Source organism: Catenuloplanes sp. NPDC051500 (assembly GCF_044454585.1).
Lineage (GTDB): Bacteria > Actinomycetota > Actinomycetes > Mycobacteriales > Micromonosporaceae > Catenuloplanes.
The window spans coordinates 17,856-32,127 of record NZ_JBITDX010000010.1 but is presented as its reverse complement, the minus strand read 5'-3'; the positions used below and the strand labels follow the sequence as shown (position 1 = coordinate 32,127).

The following is a 14,272-nucleotide window of genomic DNA, read 5'->3' as shown; positions in this document are numbered from 1 at the left end:
TCGCCCGGCCGCCGCCCCGGCCACAAACCATCAGGCCGGGGCGATCCCAAAAAGCCGAAAATTCTCAGGAACGTTCCGCGTGCGGGCTGGCCGCGACCTCGGAACCGTCCGGCAACGTGCTGATGGTGAAGTCACCGAACACGTTCGGCGCGACCTCCTGCAGCCGGCGCAGGCACTCGACGGCCAGTTCGCGGATCTCCACGTCCGCCGCCTCGGTGGCCCGCAGCGCGATGAAGTGCCGCCACGCCCGGTAGTTACCGGTCACCACGATGCGCGTCTCGGTCGCGTTCGGCAGGATCGCGCGGGCGGCCTGGCGGGCCTGCTTACGGCGCAGCGTCGGGCTCTCCACGTCGGCGAACGTCGCCTCCAGACCCTCAAGCAGCTCGGTGTAGGCCGCGAGGCTGGCGTCGGCCGCCTTCTCGAACAGGGCGTGCAGCTGCGGGTCGGCCGCGATCACGTCCGGCTCGACGAACGCGGCGTCGCGCTCCGGGACGTACCGCTGGGAGAGCTGCGAGTAGGAGAAGTGACGGTGCCGGATCAGCTCGTGGGTGAGCGACCGGGAGATGCCGCTGAAGTAGAAGCTGACCGAGCCGTGCTCGAGCACCGAGAAGTGCCCGGTCTCCAGGATGTGCTCCAGGTAGCCCGCGTTCGTGGCGGTCTTCGGGTTCGGCTTCTTCCACGACTGGTAGCAGGCGCGGCCCGCGAACTCGGCAAGCGCCGAACCGCCCTCGGCGTCCGTCGACCACGCCACGCCCTCGGGCGCCTGGAACTGCGTCCACGCGATCAGCTGTACCTGTTGCGGCGCGATCTCCGCCATGGGGCCCCCTACGACTTTGCATGAACTACTGGGTCAAACGAAAAACCAGGTAAAGGGTTCCCAGGGTAGATTGCGCAGCACCGAGAAGATCCCCCAGGCTCCGAGGAACCAGAGCAGCGCCTTGGAGGACGGCTCCCAGCTGGGCAGACGCCAACCGAACCAGGCCTTCCCGGCCCAGGCTACGTAGAGGTACGCGATGAACGGGGCCACGAAGAGCAGCAGCGCGTGGTGCCGGGCCGCGGCCGGGAGATCGCCGTGCAGCATGTACCAGACCGCACGCGTTCCGCCGCAGCCCGGACAGTCGAACCCGGTCAGGAACTTCACCAGGCAGGTCGGCTGCGCGTTCGCATCCGCGGCGGCCGGGTCGGCCCACAGCACGTAACCGGACGCGGCCGCCACGCAGCCGAGCACGCCCAGCGGGGCCAGCCAGCGCGGTGTCCCGGTCTGGATCCGCAGGAAGAAGCGGGTGAGCCGATCCGGCGGCGGAGGGGGCGGGTAGGCGGGGTAGGGAGGGTACGGCTCGGTGGACGTCGCATTCGCCGGTGGCGGCTCGACGGTCATCGCTGTCTCCCTGTCTCACCCGGCACCCGCGCCGGACCGGTCCCAACGTACAACGGCCCGGAAACCCCTGACGAAAGTCGGGGGTGTGTCCTGACCATCGTCGGATGGCCCGGCCCGCCCGGATGCCTACCGTCGACCTGGTGCGAACTGATCAAATTCACCAGGTTCCCGACATCTCCGGCGAGTGGTATCTGCACGTGGTCGCGCTCGCCGGGCGTACCCCGGTGGTGTTTCAGATCTTCATGAAGCACTTCACCGAGCTCGGCCTGATCGGGCTCGCGGCCGGGTTCGCCGTGCTGCTGGTGCGCTCCCGGCGCGGGCGGCTGCGAGACCTGGTCCTCGCGGCCGCGGTGGTGATCTCCTACGGCCTGAGCGAGTGGTCCAAGACCTATCTGGACGCGGACCGGCCATGCCGCACCTTCCCTGACGTGCGGATCATCGCGTCGGACTGCCCGCCGCCCGGCGACTGGTCCTTCCCGAGCAATCACGCCACCGTCGCGGGCGCGCTTGGCGTCGCGATCCTGCTGCTGTCCCGGCGGTGGGGCGCAGCACCCTGATCACGCGTCGCCTCTCATTCGGGTGGCAGGACGTCCTTGGCGACAAGCGTGCCGTCCCGGAAGCAGAGCCGGTAGACGTCGAACGGCCGCGGGAACGGGCCGGCGGACGAACGGTAGTACTCGCAGTCGGTCCCGGCCGGCCCGGCCCGGTCGCGGCGCTCGGGGACCTCGCGGGACGGCAGCAACTCCGCCAGGTCCGCACGGGCGGCGCCGAGCGGGAGCGCGCGGAACTGGGCCGGGGCGAGCCGGGAGGTGCCGCTGTCATAGGCGTAGAGCGCCATCAGCGTGCCGACGACGGCCAACACGAGCCCGGCGGGGGCGCCGACCGCGAGCGTGCGGCCGCGGCTGGTGCGGTGGTGCAGGGCGGTGGCCGGGCTCCCCGGCGGATCGGCGGGAGCGGGCAGCCGGGCGACGACCTCGAAGCCGCCGTCCGGGGTCGGCCCGGCGCGCAGATCGCCGACCCGCTCCCGCAGCCCGGCGAGCCCGTGGCCGGTGCCGGAGGCCGGGGCGGGCGGGACCGGCGGCGGCGTGTTCCGGACCACCACGGAGTCGCGGAGGAGCAGCACCTCGACGGACGCGCCGGGCGCGTGCTTGGCCGCGTTGGTGAGCGCCTCCCGGACCACCGCGTGCGCCGCCTCGTAAGCGACCGGTTCGTCCTCGACCGACAGCGTGACAGCCATCCCCGCGTCGGTGGCGCGCACGATCAACTCCTCGATGCGCCGCTCCGGCTCCTCCGCCCAGAGCAGTCCGACGATCTCCGCGAGTCGCTCCGCCGCCGTGCTGACGCCCGCCCGCACCTCGGACGCGGCCGCGCGCTGCCGGGGATCGAGGCCGCCGCCAGCTCAAGCGCCCCCGCGCGCAGCGCGATCAGGCTCAGTTCGTGGCCGAGTGAGTCGTGCATCTCGCGCGCGATCCGGGCCCGCTCGGACGCGCGCGCCCGGGCGGACACCAGGTGACGCTCGCGTTCCAGCCGGGCCGCGCGCTCCCAGCCGGACCGCTCCAGCTCACCGCGTAACCGCAGGTAGCCCCCGGCAAGCATCGGCGCGACCCCGCACAGCACCACGACCAGGATCCAGAGCAGCCAGGTGTACGGCCCGGCGCCCTGCATCGTGACGAGCGAGATGCCGGCGGCCACCGCGAGGGCGAAGCCGGCCACCTCGCGCCGTCTCCCCGTCCCGGGGTCAGATTCGCGGAGCCCGGCCTGCCAGAACAGGACCATGACCGCGGGCAGGAGCCGCAGGTCCGCCGCGCTCACCGCCAACACGACAAGCGCGGTGAGCAGCGGATATCGCCGTCCGGCCGCGAGTGCCACAGCGATCACGGCGCCCGCGGCCGGCGTCGCCCACGGGAACGGGCCGGGCAGCAACGCCAGCGGCGCGCAGACGGCCAGCCCGGCGCCGATCCGCATCACCCATCTCATGCCGCGCAGCGTATCGATCGGCGCGGCCGGCGATGAGGCGTGCGGACGGGTTCAGTCCGCCGCGGCACCGCCGGCGACGGCGGGGACCGGGCCTGCGGCGGGCTCGGATTCGAGCGCGTCGGACAGCGCCCCGGCCAGGTCGCCACGATCCGGGAACGCCACCTCCGCAAGCCCGAGCCACCCGGCAAGCCTGCGCAGCTCGGCCGCGAGTGCGACAGCGGTCTCCGCCTCGTCCACGTCGGGCTCGCGCCAGGCGGCCGGCACGCGGAGCACGCCCGCCTTGCGGTCCGCCTTCAGGTCGACCCGGGCGGCGAAGCGCTCGCCGTGCAGGAACGGGAGGACGTAGTACCCGTACAGCCGTTGCGGGGCCGGCACGTAGATCTCGATCCGGTAGGTGAACCCGAACAGCCGCTCCGCCCGGGCCCGCTCCCAGACCAGCGGGTCGAACGGGCTGACAAGCGTGCTGGCCGGCACCCGGCGGGGCAGGCGGGCGTCCACGTGCAGGTAGGCGGGCCGGTTCCACCCCTGCACCGAGACCGGCCGGAGCGTGCCGTCCTCGACCAGCTCCGCGACGGCCCGGCGGGCGCCGGCGACCGGAAGCCGGAAGTAGTCGCGCAGCTCCGGCTCGGCGGCCACCCCGAGCGCGCGGGCGGAGATCGCGACCAACTGCCGGTGCGCGTCCGCGTCGGTGAGCGCGGGGGCGGCCGTCACCGAGGCGGGCAGCACCCGTTCCGGCAGGTCGTAGAGGCGGGCGAACGCGGAGTTGCGGCCGGCAGCGGTGACCTCGCCGGTCCAGAACAGCCACTCCAGCGCGCGCTTGACCACCGACCAGTTCCACCCCCAGTTTCCGGTCTCGCGCGGGGCGTCGTGCTCGATCTCGGCGGCGGTGATCGGGCCGCGGGTGCGGACCTCGTCGAGCACCCAGGCGACAAGCGCGGGCTGCTCCTGCGCGATGCGCCGCATGCCGCCCCAGGCGGACGTGTGCGCCGCCTCCATCCGCCAGCGCAGAGCGGGGTGCAGCTCGACCGGGATCAGCGACGCCTCGTGCCCCCAGTACTCGAAGAGCGCACGGGGGGCACGGGCGGAGGCGCGGTCAAGCAGGTCCGTCGGGTACGGCCCGAGCCGGCTGTAGAGCGGCAGATAGTGCGCGCGCTGGAGCACGTTGACCGAGTCGATCTGGAGCAGACCGACCCGGCCGAGCACGCGCCGCAGGTGCCGCATGGTCACCGCCCCGCCCGGAGCGGGGTCGGTGAAGCCCTGGGCGGCGAGCGTGACCCGCCGTGCCTGGGCGATCGAGAGTTCGTCGGAGAGTGCCATCGAGGGGGCACGCTACCGGCAATACCCGACAGTTCTAGGCGACCAGGGAGGGACTGCTCTTCTCCGTACCCTCGGCCTGGTCGTCGGTCTTGGGCTCTTCGGTCTTCGCGGTGGCCTCGATCGGGATCAGGAACAGCAGCAGGATGCTGATCCACACGTACGAGCTGCCGAACAGGAACGCCAGCCACCCGCTGTTGTCCCACCGCCACAGCCAGACCAGCCGGCTGCAGAGGATCGCCCAGCTCACGAACGCGGTCGCGAGCAGCACCCACTTGCGGCGGCCGGTCTCCCGGAAGCCGGCGCCGGCCACCAGGAACAGCGCGGGAAGCAGCCAGACCAGGTGGTGCACCCAGGTGACCGGGCTGATCAGACAGCCGACCACAGCGGTCAGTGCCAGGCCCGCGCGCTCGTCCCCGGCGTCGGCCGCCTTGCGGCTGCGCCACCCCCAGAAGACAAGCGTGACCACGACCAGCACGGCCCAGACCGGCTTCATGTCCGCACGGGCCACCCGGGCGACCACGCCCTGGATCGACTGGTTCGAGATGAAGCTGAGCAGGCCGACCCGGTCCGTGTCGAACAGCGCGGACGTCCAGAACTCGCGTGTCGCGTTCGGCGCGATCAGGCCGGCGATCAGCGTCACGCCCGCGGCCGTGGCCATCGAGGTGATCGCGGCCCGCCAGCGCTTCGTGACAAGCAGGTAGATGATGAACACGCCTGGTGTCAGCTTGATCGCGGTGGCCAGGCCGATGCCGACGCCGGCCCACGGACTGCGGCGAGCCAGCAGGAACAGCACATCGGCCGCGACCAGGAACAGCAGCAGCATGTTGACCTGGCCGAAGTTCACCGTCTCGCGCATCGGCTCGAACGCCGCGACCATGCAGGCCGCGATCGCGAACGTGAACCAGGACGACCAGCCCTTGCTCCGAGCGATCGGCTTGGCCATCCACCAGACAAGCACGGCGGACACGAACACTGTCAGCACCACGCTGATCTTGATCGCGGTGGGCCACTCGACCCAGGCCATCGGCAGCATCACCAGAGCGGCGAACGGTGGGTACGTGAACCCGTACAGCGTGTTCGGGTTCAGGTAGTCGTAGATCATGCCGCCGTGATTCGACCAGTAATTCAGCGCACCCCAGTACACCTTCAGGTCGAAGAAGCCGTGCCGCTCGCTGGTGAGCAGGTCAAAGGCGCCGACGGCGACTGCGAGCACCACCACGGCGGCAACCCGCCAGAGCGTCCGCATCGGAAGAGTCCCCCAGAGTTAGTGTGTCTCCACGTACGCTAGCCAACCATGGCACAGGGGTACGTTCGCCCGGCCGGCCCGCAGGACGCCGGTGAGATCGCGCGAATCCAGCTCACGACCTGGCAGGTCGCATATCGCCGGCTGCTGCCCAGGCAGGTGATCGACTCGCTCGATGTCACCTTGCTGACGGAGCGCTGGCAGGACTCAATCGAGTCTCCACCAACCCCCCGCCACCGGGTACTGGTCGCGGTCGAACAGGCGGCAGCATCGTATCTGGTGGGCTTCGCCGCCGCTGGCCCGGCCGATGATCAGGCGCTGGCTCCGGACGAGACTCCTGACACACTCGGCCCGGACGTCGCCGCCGTCACCGAGCTGCTTGTCGAGCCGCGGTGGGGTCGGCGGGGTCACGGCAGCCGCCTGCTCGCGGCCGCGGTCGATCTCTGGCGGGAGGACATGTTCGGCACCGCGATCGCCTGGACCTACGAAGCGGACCCGGCGATGCGCAAGTTCTTCGGCTCCGCGGGCTGGGAGCCGGACGGGGCCTCCCGCGCCATCGACGTCGACGACCTGCTCATACCGCAGCTCCGCCTGCACGTCTCCCTGGCCGACGCGCCGCTGGGCTGACCGGTTGAGGCCGCGGCGGGCAGACAGCCGGAACATTCACGATCCATTGCCTTTCCCGCTCTGCGGGTGGTCCGGCCCGCACGCTCCCGACTCTGTTGTCCATTCGCGTGCGGCGGTCTGGGGACCCGCGATCGAAAAGGGCTGGGGCGCGGTGAGTCGTTTCCGCGTGTCGTCGTGCGTGCGGAGCGCGAGAGCAGCACGGCCGTCGTCTCAGCGGCTTTAGGTTGAGGCGGTTGCGGCCTGGTGGGCGCAAAGGCCGGCATCGAGGCCGCGGGTTCTGCAGGTGTGCGGGCTGGTCGTGGCACCTCGGCAGGTTTCAGGGCCGGGCATGAACGCGGAGGCACCCCGGGTCCGCATATATCAGGACACCGCCCGCGCTCCCGACCCGCGTCATGCGGAGATCGGCGATCGGCGTCCAGGTGCGAGCGCTACGCGCCCGACATTTCGGTATATGAGCGCCGCCTTGTGCGTTCATCCTAACGCCGAAGGGTCAGGAAAGACCCACGTCAAGATCCTTGCGGCTCTGGTGGCCCTTATCCGAGCGCGATAAGGGCCACCAGAGCCGCAAGGATCTTGCATCCCGTCAGATGGACACGAAATCCCACACAACGAACCCATCGCGGCGCGGAGCGCCAGACCTGCCGTGGCCCTGGCGCGGCGAGACGCGAGAGCCAAGATCGACTGATCCTTCGGCAGCTCACGGCTTCGGTGCTAGCCCTTGCGACCGCCCAGGCCGAGGTCGACCGGCCTTTCCGCCACCCCCGCGGCTTCGGCGCCAGCCCTTGCAACCACCCAGCCCGAAGCCGACCGGCCTTTCCGCCACCCCGCGCGGCTTCAGTGCCAGCCCTTGCAACCACCCAGCCCGAAGCCGACCGGCCTTTCCGCCACCCCGCGCGGCTTCGGCGCCAGCCCTTGCGACCACCCAGGGCAAGCTCAACCGGCTCTCCCGGTCACGCCCGCTCTCTCGGTGCCAGCCCTTGCGACCGCCCAGACCGCAGCCGCCCAGCCCGCCCCCGCTTAGACGATGACCCTGCGGCCCCCGCGGGCCACGAGACCGCCGACCAACCGGAACGGCCCGTCAGGCTCCTGGCCTCGATGTCAGCCCCTTCGATCGTCAGCCCCAGAACGCTGCACGCGAATGGGCAACAGAGCCGCTCCCGCGGGCAAAACCGGAGCGCCAGGCTCCGCACGTCGCTCCGGAGCCGCTTCCGCCGTGGGCAAAACCTGAAACCCACTGTGGGGTTTTCCCCGGCCACCCACGGATCTGACGGCCGCGGGAGCTCGCGGAACCGGGCCACCGCGGAAGCGGGAAAGCAACTCCTGAGATCTTGATCTTCCAACGGCGGTCGGCCGGGCGAATCGCAGAAGGCTCCAGCGGGTCGCCTGGCGACGGCAGGCCGACCGGCACCACCGCAGCTCGGCCGGGTTGGAGCGTCGGCCGAGCTGCATCGGGGGGCCGGGGTTACAGCAGGTCGGCGAGGCCGACGGTGAGCCCGGGGCGGCGTGACGCCTCGCGGACCGCGAGCAGGACGCCGGGCATGAACGAGGCGCGGTCGAGCGAGTCGTGCCGGATGGTCAGCGTCTCGCCGGGCGCGCCGAACAGGATCTCCTGGTGCGCGACCAGGCCGGTGGCCCGGACCGCGTGCACGCGCACGCCCTCGACGTCCGCACCGCGGGCGCCGGGAAGCTCGTCACTTGTCGCGTCCGGCATGGCGGCCAGGCCGGCCTCGGCGCGGGCGGCCGCGATCAACCGGGCGGTGTGCATGGCGGTGCCGCTCGGCGCGTCAAGCTTGCGCGGGTGGTGCTGCTCGATGATCTCGACGGACTCGAAGTAGCGGGCGGCCCGCGCGGCGAACTCCATCATCAGCACCGCACCGATGCCGAAGTTCGGCGCGATGACCACGCCGACGCCGGGCTTCGCGGCAAGCCACCCGCGCACCTCGGCGAACTTCTCCTCGGTGAAGCCGCTGGTGCCGACCACCACGTGGATGCCGCGCTCGATACACCAGCGCAGGTTCTCCATCACCGCGTCCGGCGTGGTGAAGTCCACGACGACCTGGGCGCCGGCCGCCGCGTCAAGCGGCTCGCCGGCGTCGATCTCCGCCACCAGCTCGGTGTCGGCGGCCTCGGTGACCGCTTTGCAGACCTCGGAGCCCATCCGGCCACGTGCGCCTGTCACACCGACCCGGATCAGGTCGTTCACCACTCGGTCTCCTCGTCGAAGGGGCCCACGACCGCGAGCGAGTGCGGGCGGGTCAGCAGGTCGGCGGCGAGCGAGTCGACCTCGGCCGCGGTGACCGCGTCGACACGCTCCAGGTAGCCGGCGACCGGAAGCAGGTCGTCGTAGAGCAGCTCCGCCTTTGCCAGGCGGGTCATCCGGGAGCCGGTGTCCTCCAGGCCGAGCACGTACGCGCCCTTGGTCATGCCCTTGCCCCGGTCCAGTTCCTCGGCGTCGAGGCCGGTCTCGGCGACCCGGGCCAGCTCCGCACGGGACAGCGCCAGCACCTCCTCGACCTTGCCGGGCGCGCAGCCCGCGTAGACCGCGAAGAGGCCGGAGTCCGCGTACTGCGTGGTGTACGAGTACACCGAGTAGGCCAGGCCGCGCTTCTCCCGGATCTCCTGGAAGAGGCGGCTGGACATGCCGCCGCCGAGCACGTTGTTGAGTACCGCGGCGGCAAACCGGCGGTCGTCGAGCCGGGGCAGGCCGGGCGCGCCGAGTACGACGTGCGCCTGCTCGGTGTCCTTCGGCTCGACAATCCGCGCGGGCGGCGCGTAGGCGGGCTCCGGGCCGGCCGGGCGGCGGGTGGCGGGCGCGGCGGGCGGGCCGTCAAGCGGCGAGCCGGCCAGCGCGGCGGTGATCTGCGCGACGACCGCCTCGTGGTCGAGGTTGCCGGCGGCCGCGATCACCAGGTGCGGCGCGGTGTACCGCTCGCGGTAGAACGTTTCGATCTGCGCGCGCGTCATCGCGCCGATTGTCTGCTCGTCACCGGAGATCAGCTGGCCGAGCGGGTGCTCGCCGTAGATCAGCTCGGTGAAGATGTCGTGCACCTGGTCGCCGGGCTCGTCGTCGTGCATGGCGATCTCTTCGAGGATCACGCCACGCTCGGTCTCCACGTCCGCGTCGGCGAGCACCGAGTTCGCGGCGAGGTCACAGAGCACGTCGATCGCGAGCGGCAGGCTCTCGTCGAGCACCCGCGCGTAGTAGCAGGTGTATTCCTTCGCGGTGAACGCGTTGGTCTCGCCGCCGACCGCCTCGATCTCCGCGGAGATGTCCATCGCGGTCCGGCGTTCGGTGCCCTTGAAGAGCAGGTGCTCAAGGAAGTGCGACGCGCCGGAGAGTTCCGGCGTCTCGTCGCGGGAGCCGATGGCAGCCCAGATCCCGATCGACACGCTGCGTACGGTCGGGATGGCCTCGGTGACGATGCGCAGCCCACTGGGCAGCACGGTCTTGTTGACCGTGCCGCCCAGTGGGTCAGCGCCCCGCTGGGCGGGGTTCGTCATCAGTCGCGGCGGGTCCGGCGACGACGCGGGTTGTCGCCCTCGCCACCACCCTCGCCGTCACGCGGGGCGCGGTCGCCACGGTCGCCGCGCGGTGCGCGGTCCTCACGGTCGGCGCGCGGGGCGCCGGCGTCGGCCGCGGCCGGTGCCTCTTCGCCCTCGGCCCGGACCTTGTCCAGGTAGATCTTGCCGCGCGCGTCGATGTCCGCGATCTGGACCTCGATCTTGTCGCCGACGTTGAGAAAGTCCTCGACCTTCTCGACGCGCTTGCCGTTGCCCACCTTGGAGATGTGCAGCAGGCCGTCACGGCCGGGGACAAGCGAGATGAACGCGCCGAACGCGGCCGTCTTCACGACCGTGCCGAGGAACTTCTCGCCGACCTTCGGCAGCGTGGGGTTCGCGATGCCGTTGATCCGGTCGACCGCCGCCTGGGCCGAGGGGCCGTTGGTGGCGCCGACGTAGATCGTGCCGTCGTCCTCGATGGAGATCTCGGCGCCGGTCTCGTCCTGGATCGCGTTGATCGTCTGGCCCTTCGGGCCGATGACCATGCCGATCTTGTCGACCGGGATCTTCACAGTGGTGACCCGAGGCGCGTAGTCGGACATCTCGCCCGGACCCTCGATCGCCTGCTGCATCACGGCGAGGATCGTCGCGCGGGCGTCGTGCGCCTGCTGCAGCGCGGCGGCCAGCACGTCCGACGGGATGCCGTCGAGCTTCGTGTCGAGCTGCAGCGCGGTCACGAACTCCGGCGTGCCGGCGACCTTGAAGTCCATGTCGCCGAACGCGTCCTCGGCACCGAGGATGTCGGTAAGCGTCACGTACTGCGTCTTGCCGTCGACCTCGTCGGAGATGAGGCCCATGGCGATGCCCGCGACCGGCGCCTTCAGCGGGACACCCGCGGAGAGCAGCGCAAGCGTGGACGCGCAGACCGAGCCCATCGACGTCGAGCCGTTGGAGCCCAGCGCCTCGGAGACCTGCCGGATCGCGTAGGGGAACTCCTCGCGGGTCGGCAGCACCGGCACGAGCGCCCGCTCGGCGAGCGCGCCGTGGCCGATCTCGCGGCGCTTCGGCGAGCCGACCCGGCCGGTCTCACCGGTCGAGTACGGCGGGAAGTTGTAGTTGTGCATGTAGCGCTTGGACTTCTCCGGCGCCAGCGTGTCGAGCGCCTGCTCCATGCGGAGCATGTTCAGCGTGGTGACGCCCAGGATCTGGGTCTCGCCACGCTCGAACAGCGCGGAGCCGTGCACCCGCGGCAGCACGCCGACCTCGGCGGACAGCGGGCGGATGTCGCGCGGCCCGCGACCGTCCATCCGGACCGACTCGCGCAGCACGCGGTTGCGCACCTCGGACTTGGTCACCGAGCGGAAGGCTGCGGAGATCTCCTTCTCGCGGCCCTCGAACTGCGGGGCCACGGTCTCGAGAGCCTTCGCCTTGACCAGGTCGAGCGCCTCTTCGCGCTCCGCCTTGCCGGCGATCTTGATGGCCTCGGAGACCTCGCCGCGGACGGCGGTGGAGACGGCCTCGTAGACGTCGTCCTGGTAGTCCAGGAAGACCGGGAACTCGGCGACCGGCTTGGCGGCCACGTCGGCCAGCTCGCTCTGCGCGCGGCACAGCTCGCGGATCGCCGGCTTGGCAGCCTCCAGGCCGCTCGCCACGATCTCCTCGGTCGGCGCGGTGGCACCGGCCGCGATCAGCTTGAGCGCCTGCGGGGTGGCCTCGGCCTCGACCATCATGATCGCGACATCGCCGTCCGGCAGCGTGCGACCGGCGACGACCATGTCGAAGGTGGCGCGCTCCAGCTCCTCGAGCGTGGGGAACGCGACCCACTGGCCGTCGATGTGCGCGATCCGCGTCGCGCCGACCGGGCCGCTGAACGGCAGGCCGGACAGCTTGGTGGAGAGCGAGGCGGCGTTCATCGCGACCACGTCGTACGGGTGGGCCGGGTCGAGCGCCAGGATCGTCTCGACGACCTGGACCTCGTTACGCAGGCCCTTGGTGAAGGACGGGCGCAGCGGCCGGTCGATCAGGCGGCAGGTGAGGATCGCGTCCTCGCTCGGCCGGCCCTCACGGCGGAAGAACGAGCCGGGGATGCGACCCGCGGCGTACATCCGCTCCTCGACGTCGACGGTCAGCGGGAAGAAGTCGAAGTGCTCCTTCGGCGACTTGCTGGCCGTGGTCGCGGAGAGGACCACCGTCTCGCCGAGCTGGGCGATGACGGAACCGGCGGCCTGCTTGGCGAGCCGGCCGGTGGAGAAGGTGATCTCACGGGTGCCGAAGGCGCCGTTGTCGATCACTGCCTTGCTGTGCTGCGTGCCGAGAGTGTTCTGCTCGGTCATAAGCGGTGTTGCACTCCTTCGATCGTGGGCCACGACCACCGTGCCGGAGGCGCCACCCGCTGTCGGGGCGGCTGCTCAGTCGGCCGGTCTTCGATCGAAGCGCCCGGGTGCGGCGTCCACACCGGCCCGAAGGCCAAGAGTGGTGGTACGCCGGCCCGGAGGCCACTACCGAGGACCGGTGCGCTGACCGGCGGTGGTCAGTGCGGCCCAGCTGTGGTTATTCGGGTGAAACGACGGGCGGCGGCGTGACCGCCGCCCGTCGAAGAAGCTATCGGCGCAGCCCGAGGCGCTCGATGAGCGTCCGGTAGCGGGCGATGTCCTTCTTCTGGACGTAGTTGAGCAGACGGCGACGACGGCCGACCAGCAGCAGCAGACCACGACGGCTGTGGTGGTCGTGCTTGTGCACCTTGAGGTGCTCGGTCAGCTCGGCGATCCGCTTGGTCAGCACGGCCACCTGAACCTCGGGGGAACCGGTGTCGCCCTCGACGGTCGCGAACTCCTGGCGGATCTTGCTCTTCTGCTCTTGATCGAGCGCCATTCAACATGTCCTGTCATTGCGAAGCTGTCGCAGATCCGCGGCCCGCGGCGTCGAGCAGGCAAGCGGCGCGAAACGCCAGAGACCCGGCGTCGCACCCACACTACCAGCAAGCGGTATCACCACCGCCCGCAACCAGCCCGCTCAGGCCCCGGTCAGCAGGTCCCTCGCCTGGGCGACGTCCTCGGTGATCTGCGCCACCAGAGGCTCCACACCGGCGTAGGCGCGCGTCTCCCGCAACCGTGCCGTGAAGTCCAGCGCCAGCCGCTCGCCGTACAGATCGCCGTCGAAGTCGAGCGCGTACGCCTCGACCCGCTGCTCGGTGCCGGAGAATGTGGGATTGGTGCCGATCGACACCGCGGTCATCAGCCGCTCGTCCCGCCGGACCAGCCAGCCCGCGTAGACGCCGTCGGCCGGGATCGCGGCGTACCGGCCGGTCAGCAGGTTCGCCGTGGGGAAGCCCAGCTCGCGGCCGCGCTGGTCACCGCGGACCACCACGCCCTCCAGCCGGTGCGGGCGGCCGAGCGCGCGGGCCGCGGCCGTCACGTCGCCCGCGTCCACACAGGCGCGGATGTAGGTGGAGGAGAAGACCGTGCCCTCCTCCTCGGAGATCAGCGGCGCGTCCTCCACCGCGAAGCCGAACGTGCGCCCGAGCCGCCGCAACAGCTCCAGGTCGCCGGCGGCCTTGTAGCCGAACCGGAAGTTCTCCCCGACCACCACCTGCGCCGCGTGCAGGTGCTCGACAAGCACCTCGTGCACGAACTCCTCGGGGCTGCGGCGGGAGAAGTCCTGTGTGAACGGCACCACGCAGAGCGCGTCCGCACCGAGCGCCTCGATCAGGTCGGCCTTGCGCGCGGACTCGGTCAGCACGGCCGGGTGCGAGCCGGGGCGGACCACCTCGGACGGGTGCGGGTCGAACGTCACGACGACCGAGCGGACGCCGAGATCACGGGCGCGCTTCACGGTGTCGCCGATGGTGGCCTGATGACCCCGGTGCACGCCGTCGAAGACGCCGATCGTCACGACCGATCGGCCCCAGCCGCCCGGAACCGCGTCGTACCCCCGCCACCGCTGCATGGCGCCAAGCCTATGCAGCACGCGCGACCGCGGTCAGGAGGGGGTGAGCGGCCCGGCTGCCTCGCCGAGTCGCCGTGACACCTCTGTCGCACGGCCGACCGCCAGGGTGATCCGCTCGATGTGCTGCCGGGCCTCGTCCATACCCTCGACACCCTCCAGGTCATCCTCGAGAAACTGCAGGTAGTTGGCGGCGATGCCGAGCAGGTTGGCCAGGTCGTGCACGCCCTGACGGACCTGCTCCTCAAGCTCTGCCATACCGATATTCCACCATAAAAACTGACATT

The 14,272-nt window shown here is 71.0% G+C and carries 14 protein-coding genes; 2 read left to right on the top strand and 12 right to left on the bottom strand.

Going from position 1 to position 14,272, the window contains the following annotated elements; all coding sequences use genetic code 11:
- Positions 1-64: 64 nt before the first annotated feature.
- Both thyX and ACIA8K_RS21200 read right to left on the bottom strand, forming a co-directional pair.
- Positions 65-817 carry an FAD-dependent thymidylate synthase gene (gene thyX, locus ACIA8K_RS21205; RefSeq protein ID WP_396061744.1) on the bottom strand — a complete coding sequence of 251 codons (753 nt, stop codon included), beginning with the start codon at positions 815-817 and terminating at the stop codon, positions 65-67.
- A 33-nt stretch (positions 818-850) separates the two neighbouring features.
- A complete protein-coding gene (locus ACIA8K_RS21200) occupies positions 851-1,378 on the bottom strand; it encodes a DUF2752 domain-containing protein (protein ID WP_396061741.1) in 528 nt (175 codons plus the stop codon).
- Positions 1,379-1,518: 140 nt separating this feature from the next.
- Here ACIA8K_RS21200 and ACIA8K_RS21195 point away from each other — a divergent pair, with 140 nt between their 5' ends.
- A complete protein-coding gene (locus tag ACIA8K_RS21195) occupies positions 1,519-1,935 on the top strand; it encodes a phosphatase PAP2 family protein (protein WP_396061738.1) in 417 nt (138 codons plus the stop codon).
- A 14-nt stretch (positions 1,936-1,949) separates the two neighbouring features.
- On the opposite strand, the gene ACIA8K_RS21190 is transcribed toward ACIA8K_RS21195, so the two are convergent.
- From ACIA8K_RS21190 to ACIA8K_RS21175, 4 genes are read right to left on the bottom strand one after another with little or no spacing between them, the layout of a single operon-like run.
- Positions 1,950-2,732: a sensor histidine kinase gene (locus ACIA8K_RS21190; protein ID WP_396061735.1), complete on the bottom strand. Its 783-nt coding sequence runs from the start codon at positions 2,730-2,732 to the stop codon at positions 1,950-1,952.
- A complete protein-coding gene (locus tag ACIA8K_RS21185; RefSeq protein WP_396061732.1) occupies positions 2,639-3,355 on the bottom strand; it encodes a histidine kinase in 717 nt (238 codons plus the stop codon). Before ACIA8K_RS21185 ends, ACIA8K_RS21190 begins: the two co-directional genes overlap by 94 nt.
- Positions 3,356-3,406: 51 nt before the next feature.
- Positions 3,407-4,672, bottom strand: coding sequence for a winged helix-turn-helix domain-containing protein (locus ACIA8K_RS21180; RefSeq protein ID WP_396061729.1), 1,266 nt, complete (start codon positions 4,670-4,672; stop codon positions 3,407-3,409).
- 34 nt (positions 4,673-4,706) lie between these two features.
- Entirely contained in the window at positions 4,707-5,918 is a 1,212-nt protein-coding gene (locus tag ACIA8K_RS21175) for a glycosyltransferase family 87 protein (protein WP_396061726.1), read from the bottom strand.
- Positions 5,919-5,966: 48 nt separating this feature from the next.
- On the opposite strand from ACIA8K_RS21175, the gene ACIA8K_RS21170 reads away from it, so the two are divergent.
- Positions 5,967-6,542, top strand: coding sequence for a GNAT family N-acetyltransferase (locus ACIA8K_RS21170; RefSeq protein WP_396061723.1), 576 nt, complete (start codon positions 5,967-5,969; stop codon positions 6,540-6,542).
- Between the two features lie 1,462 nt (positions 6,543-8,004).
- Here the strand turns inward: ACIA8K_RS21170 and dapB are convergent.
- From dapB to ACIA8K_RS21140, 6 genes are all read right to left on the bottom strand, one after another.
- Positions 8,005-8,745, bottom strand: a complete 741-nt coding sequence (gene dapB, locus ACIA8K_RS21165) for a 4-hydroxy-tetrahydrodipicolinate reductase (protein WP_396061721.1) — start codon at positions 8,743-8,745, stop codon at positions 8,005-8,007.
- The gene (locus tag ACIA8K_RS21160; RefSeq protein ID WP_396061719.1) at positions 8,742-10,043 is read right to left on the bottom strand and encodes a M16 family metallopeptidase; all 1,302 of its coding nucleotides are present in this window, start codon (positions 10,041-10,043) and stop codon (positions 8,742-8,744) included. Before ACIA8K_RS21160 ends, dapB begins: the two co-directional genes overlap by 4 nt.
- Positions 10,043-12,376, bottom strand: a complete 2,334-nt coding sequence (locus ACIA8K_RS21155) for a polyribonucleotide nucleotidyltransferase (RefSeq protein ID WP_396061716.1) — start codon at positions 12,374-12,376, stop codon at positions 10,043-10,045. Before ACIA8K_RS21155 ends, ACIA8K_RS21160 begins: the two co-directional genes overlap by 1 nt.
- Positions 12,377-12,644: 268 nt before the next feature.
- Complete coding sequence (gene rpsO / locus ACIA8K_RS21150; RefSeq protein ID WP_396061713.1) at positions 12,645-12,914, bottom strand: 30S ribosomal protein S15; 270 nt, start codon at positions 12,912-12,914, stop codon at positions 12,645-12,647.
- Positions 12,915-13,055: 141 nt separating this feature from the next.
- Entirely contained in the window at positions 13,056-13,988 is a 933-nt protein-coding gene (locus ACIA8K_RS21145) for a bifunctional riboflavin kinase/FAD synthetase (protein ID WP_396061710.1), read from the bottom strand.
- Between the two features lie 33 nt (positions 13,989-14,021).
- Entirely contained in the window at positions 14,022-14,243 is a 222-nt protein-coding gene (locus tag ACIA8K_RS21140; protein ID WP_396061707.1) for a hypothetical protein, read from the bottom strand.
- Positions 14,244-14,272 lie beyond the last annotated feature (29 nt).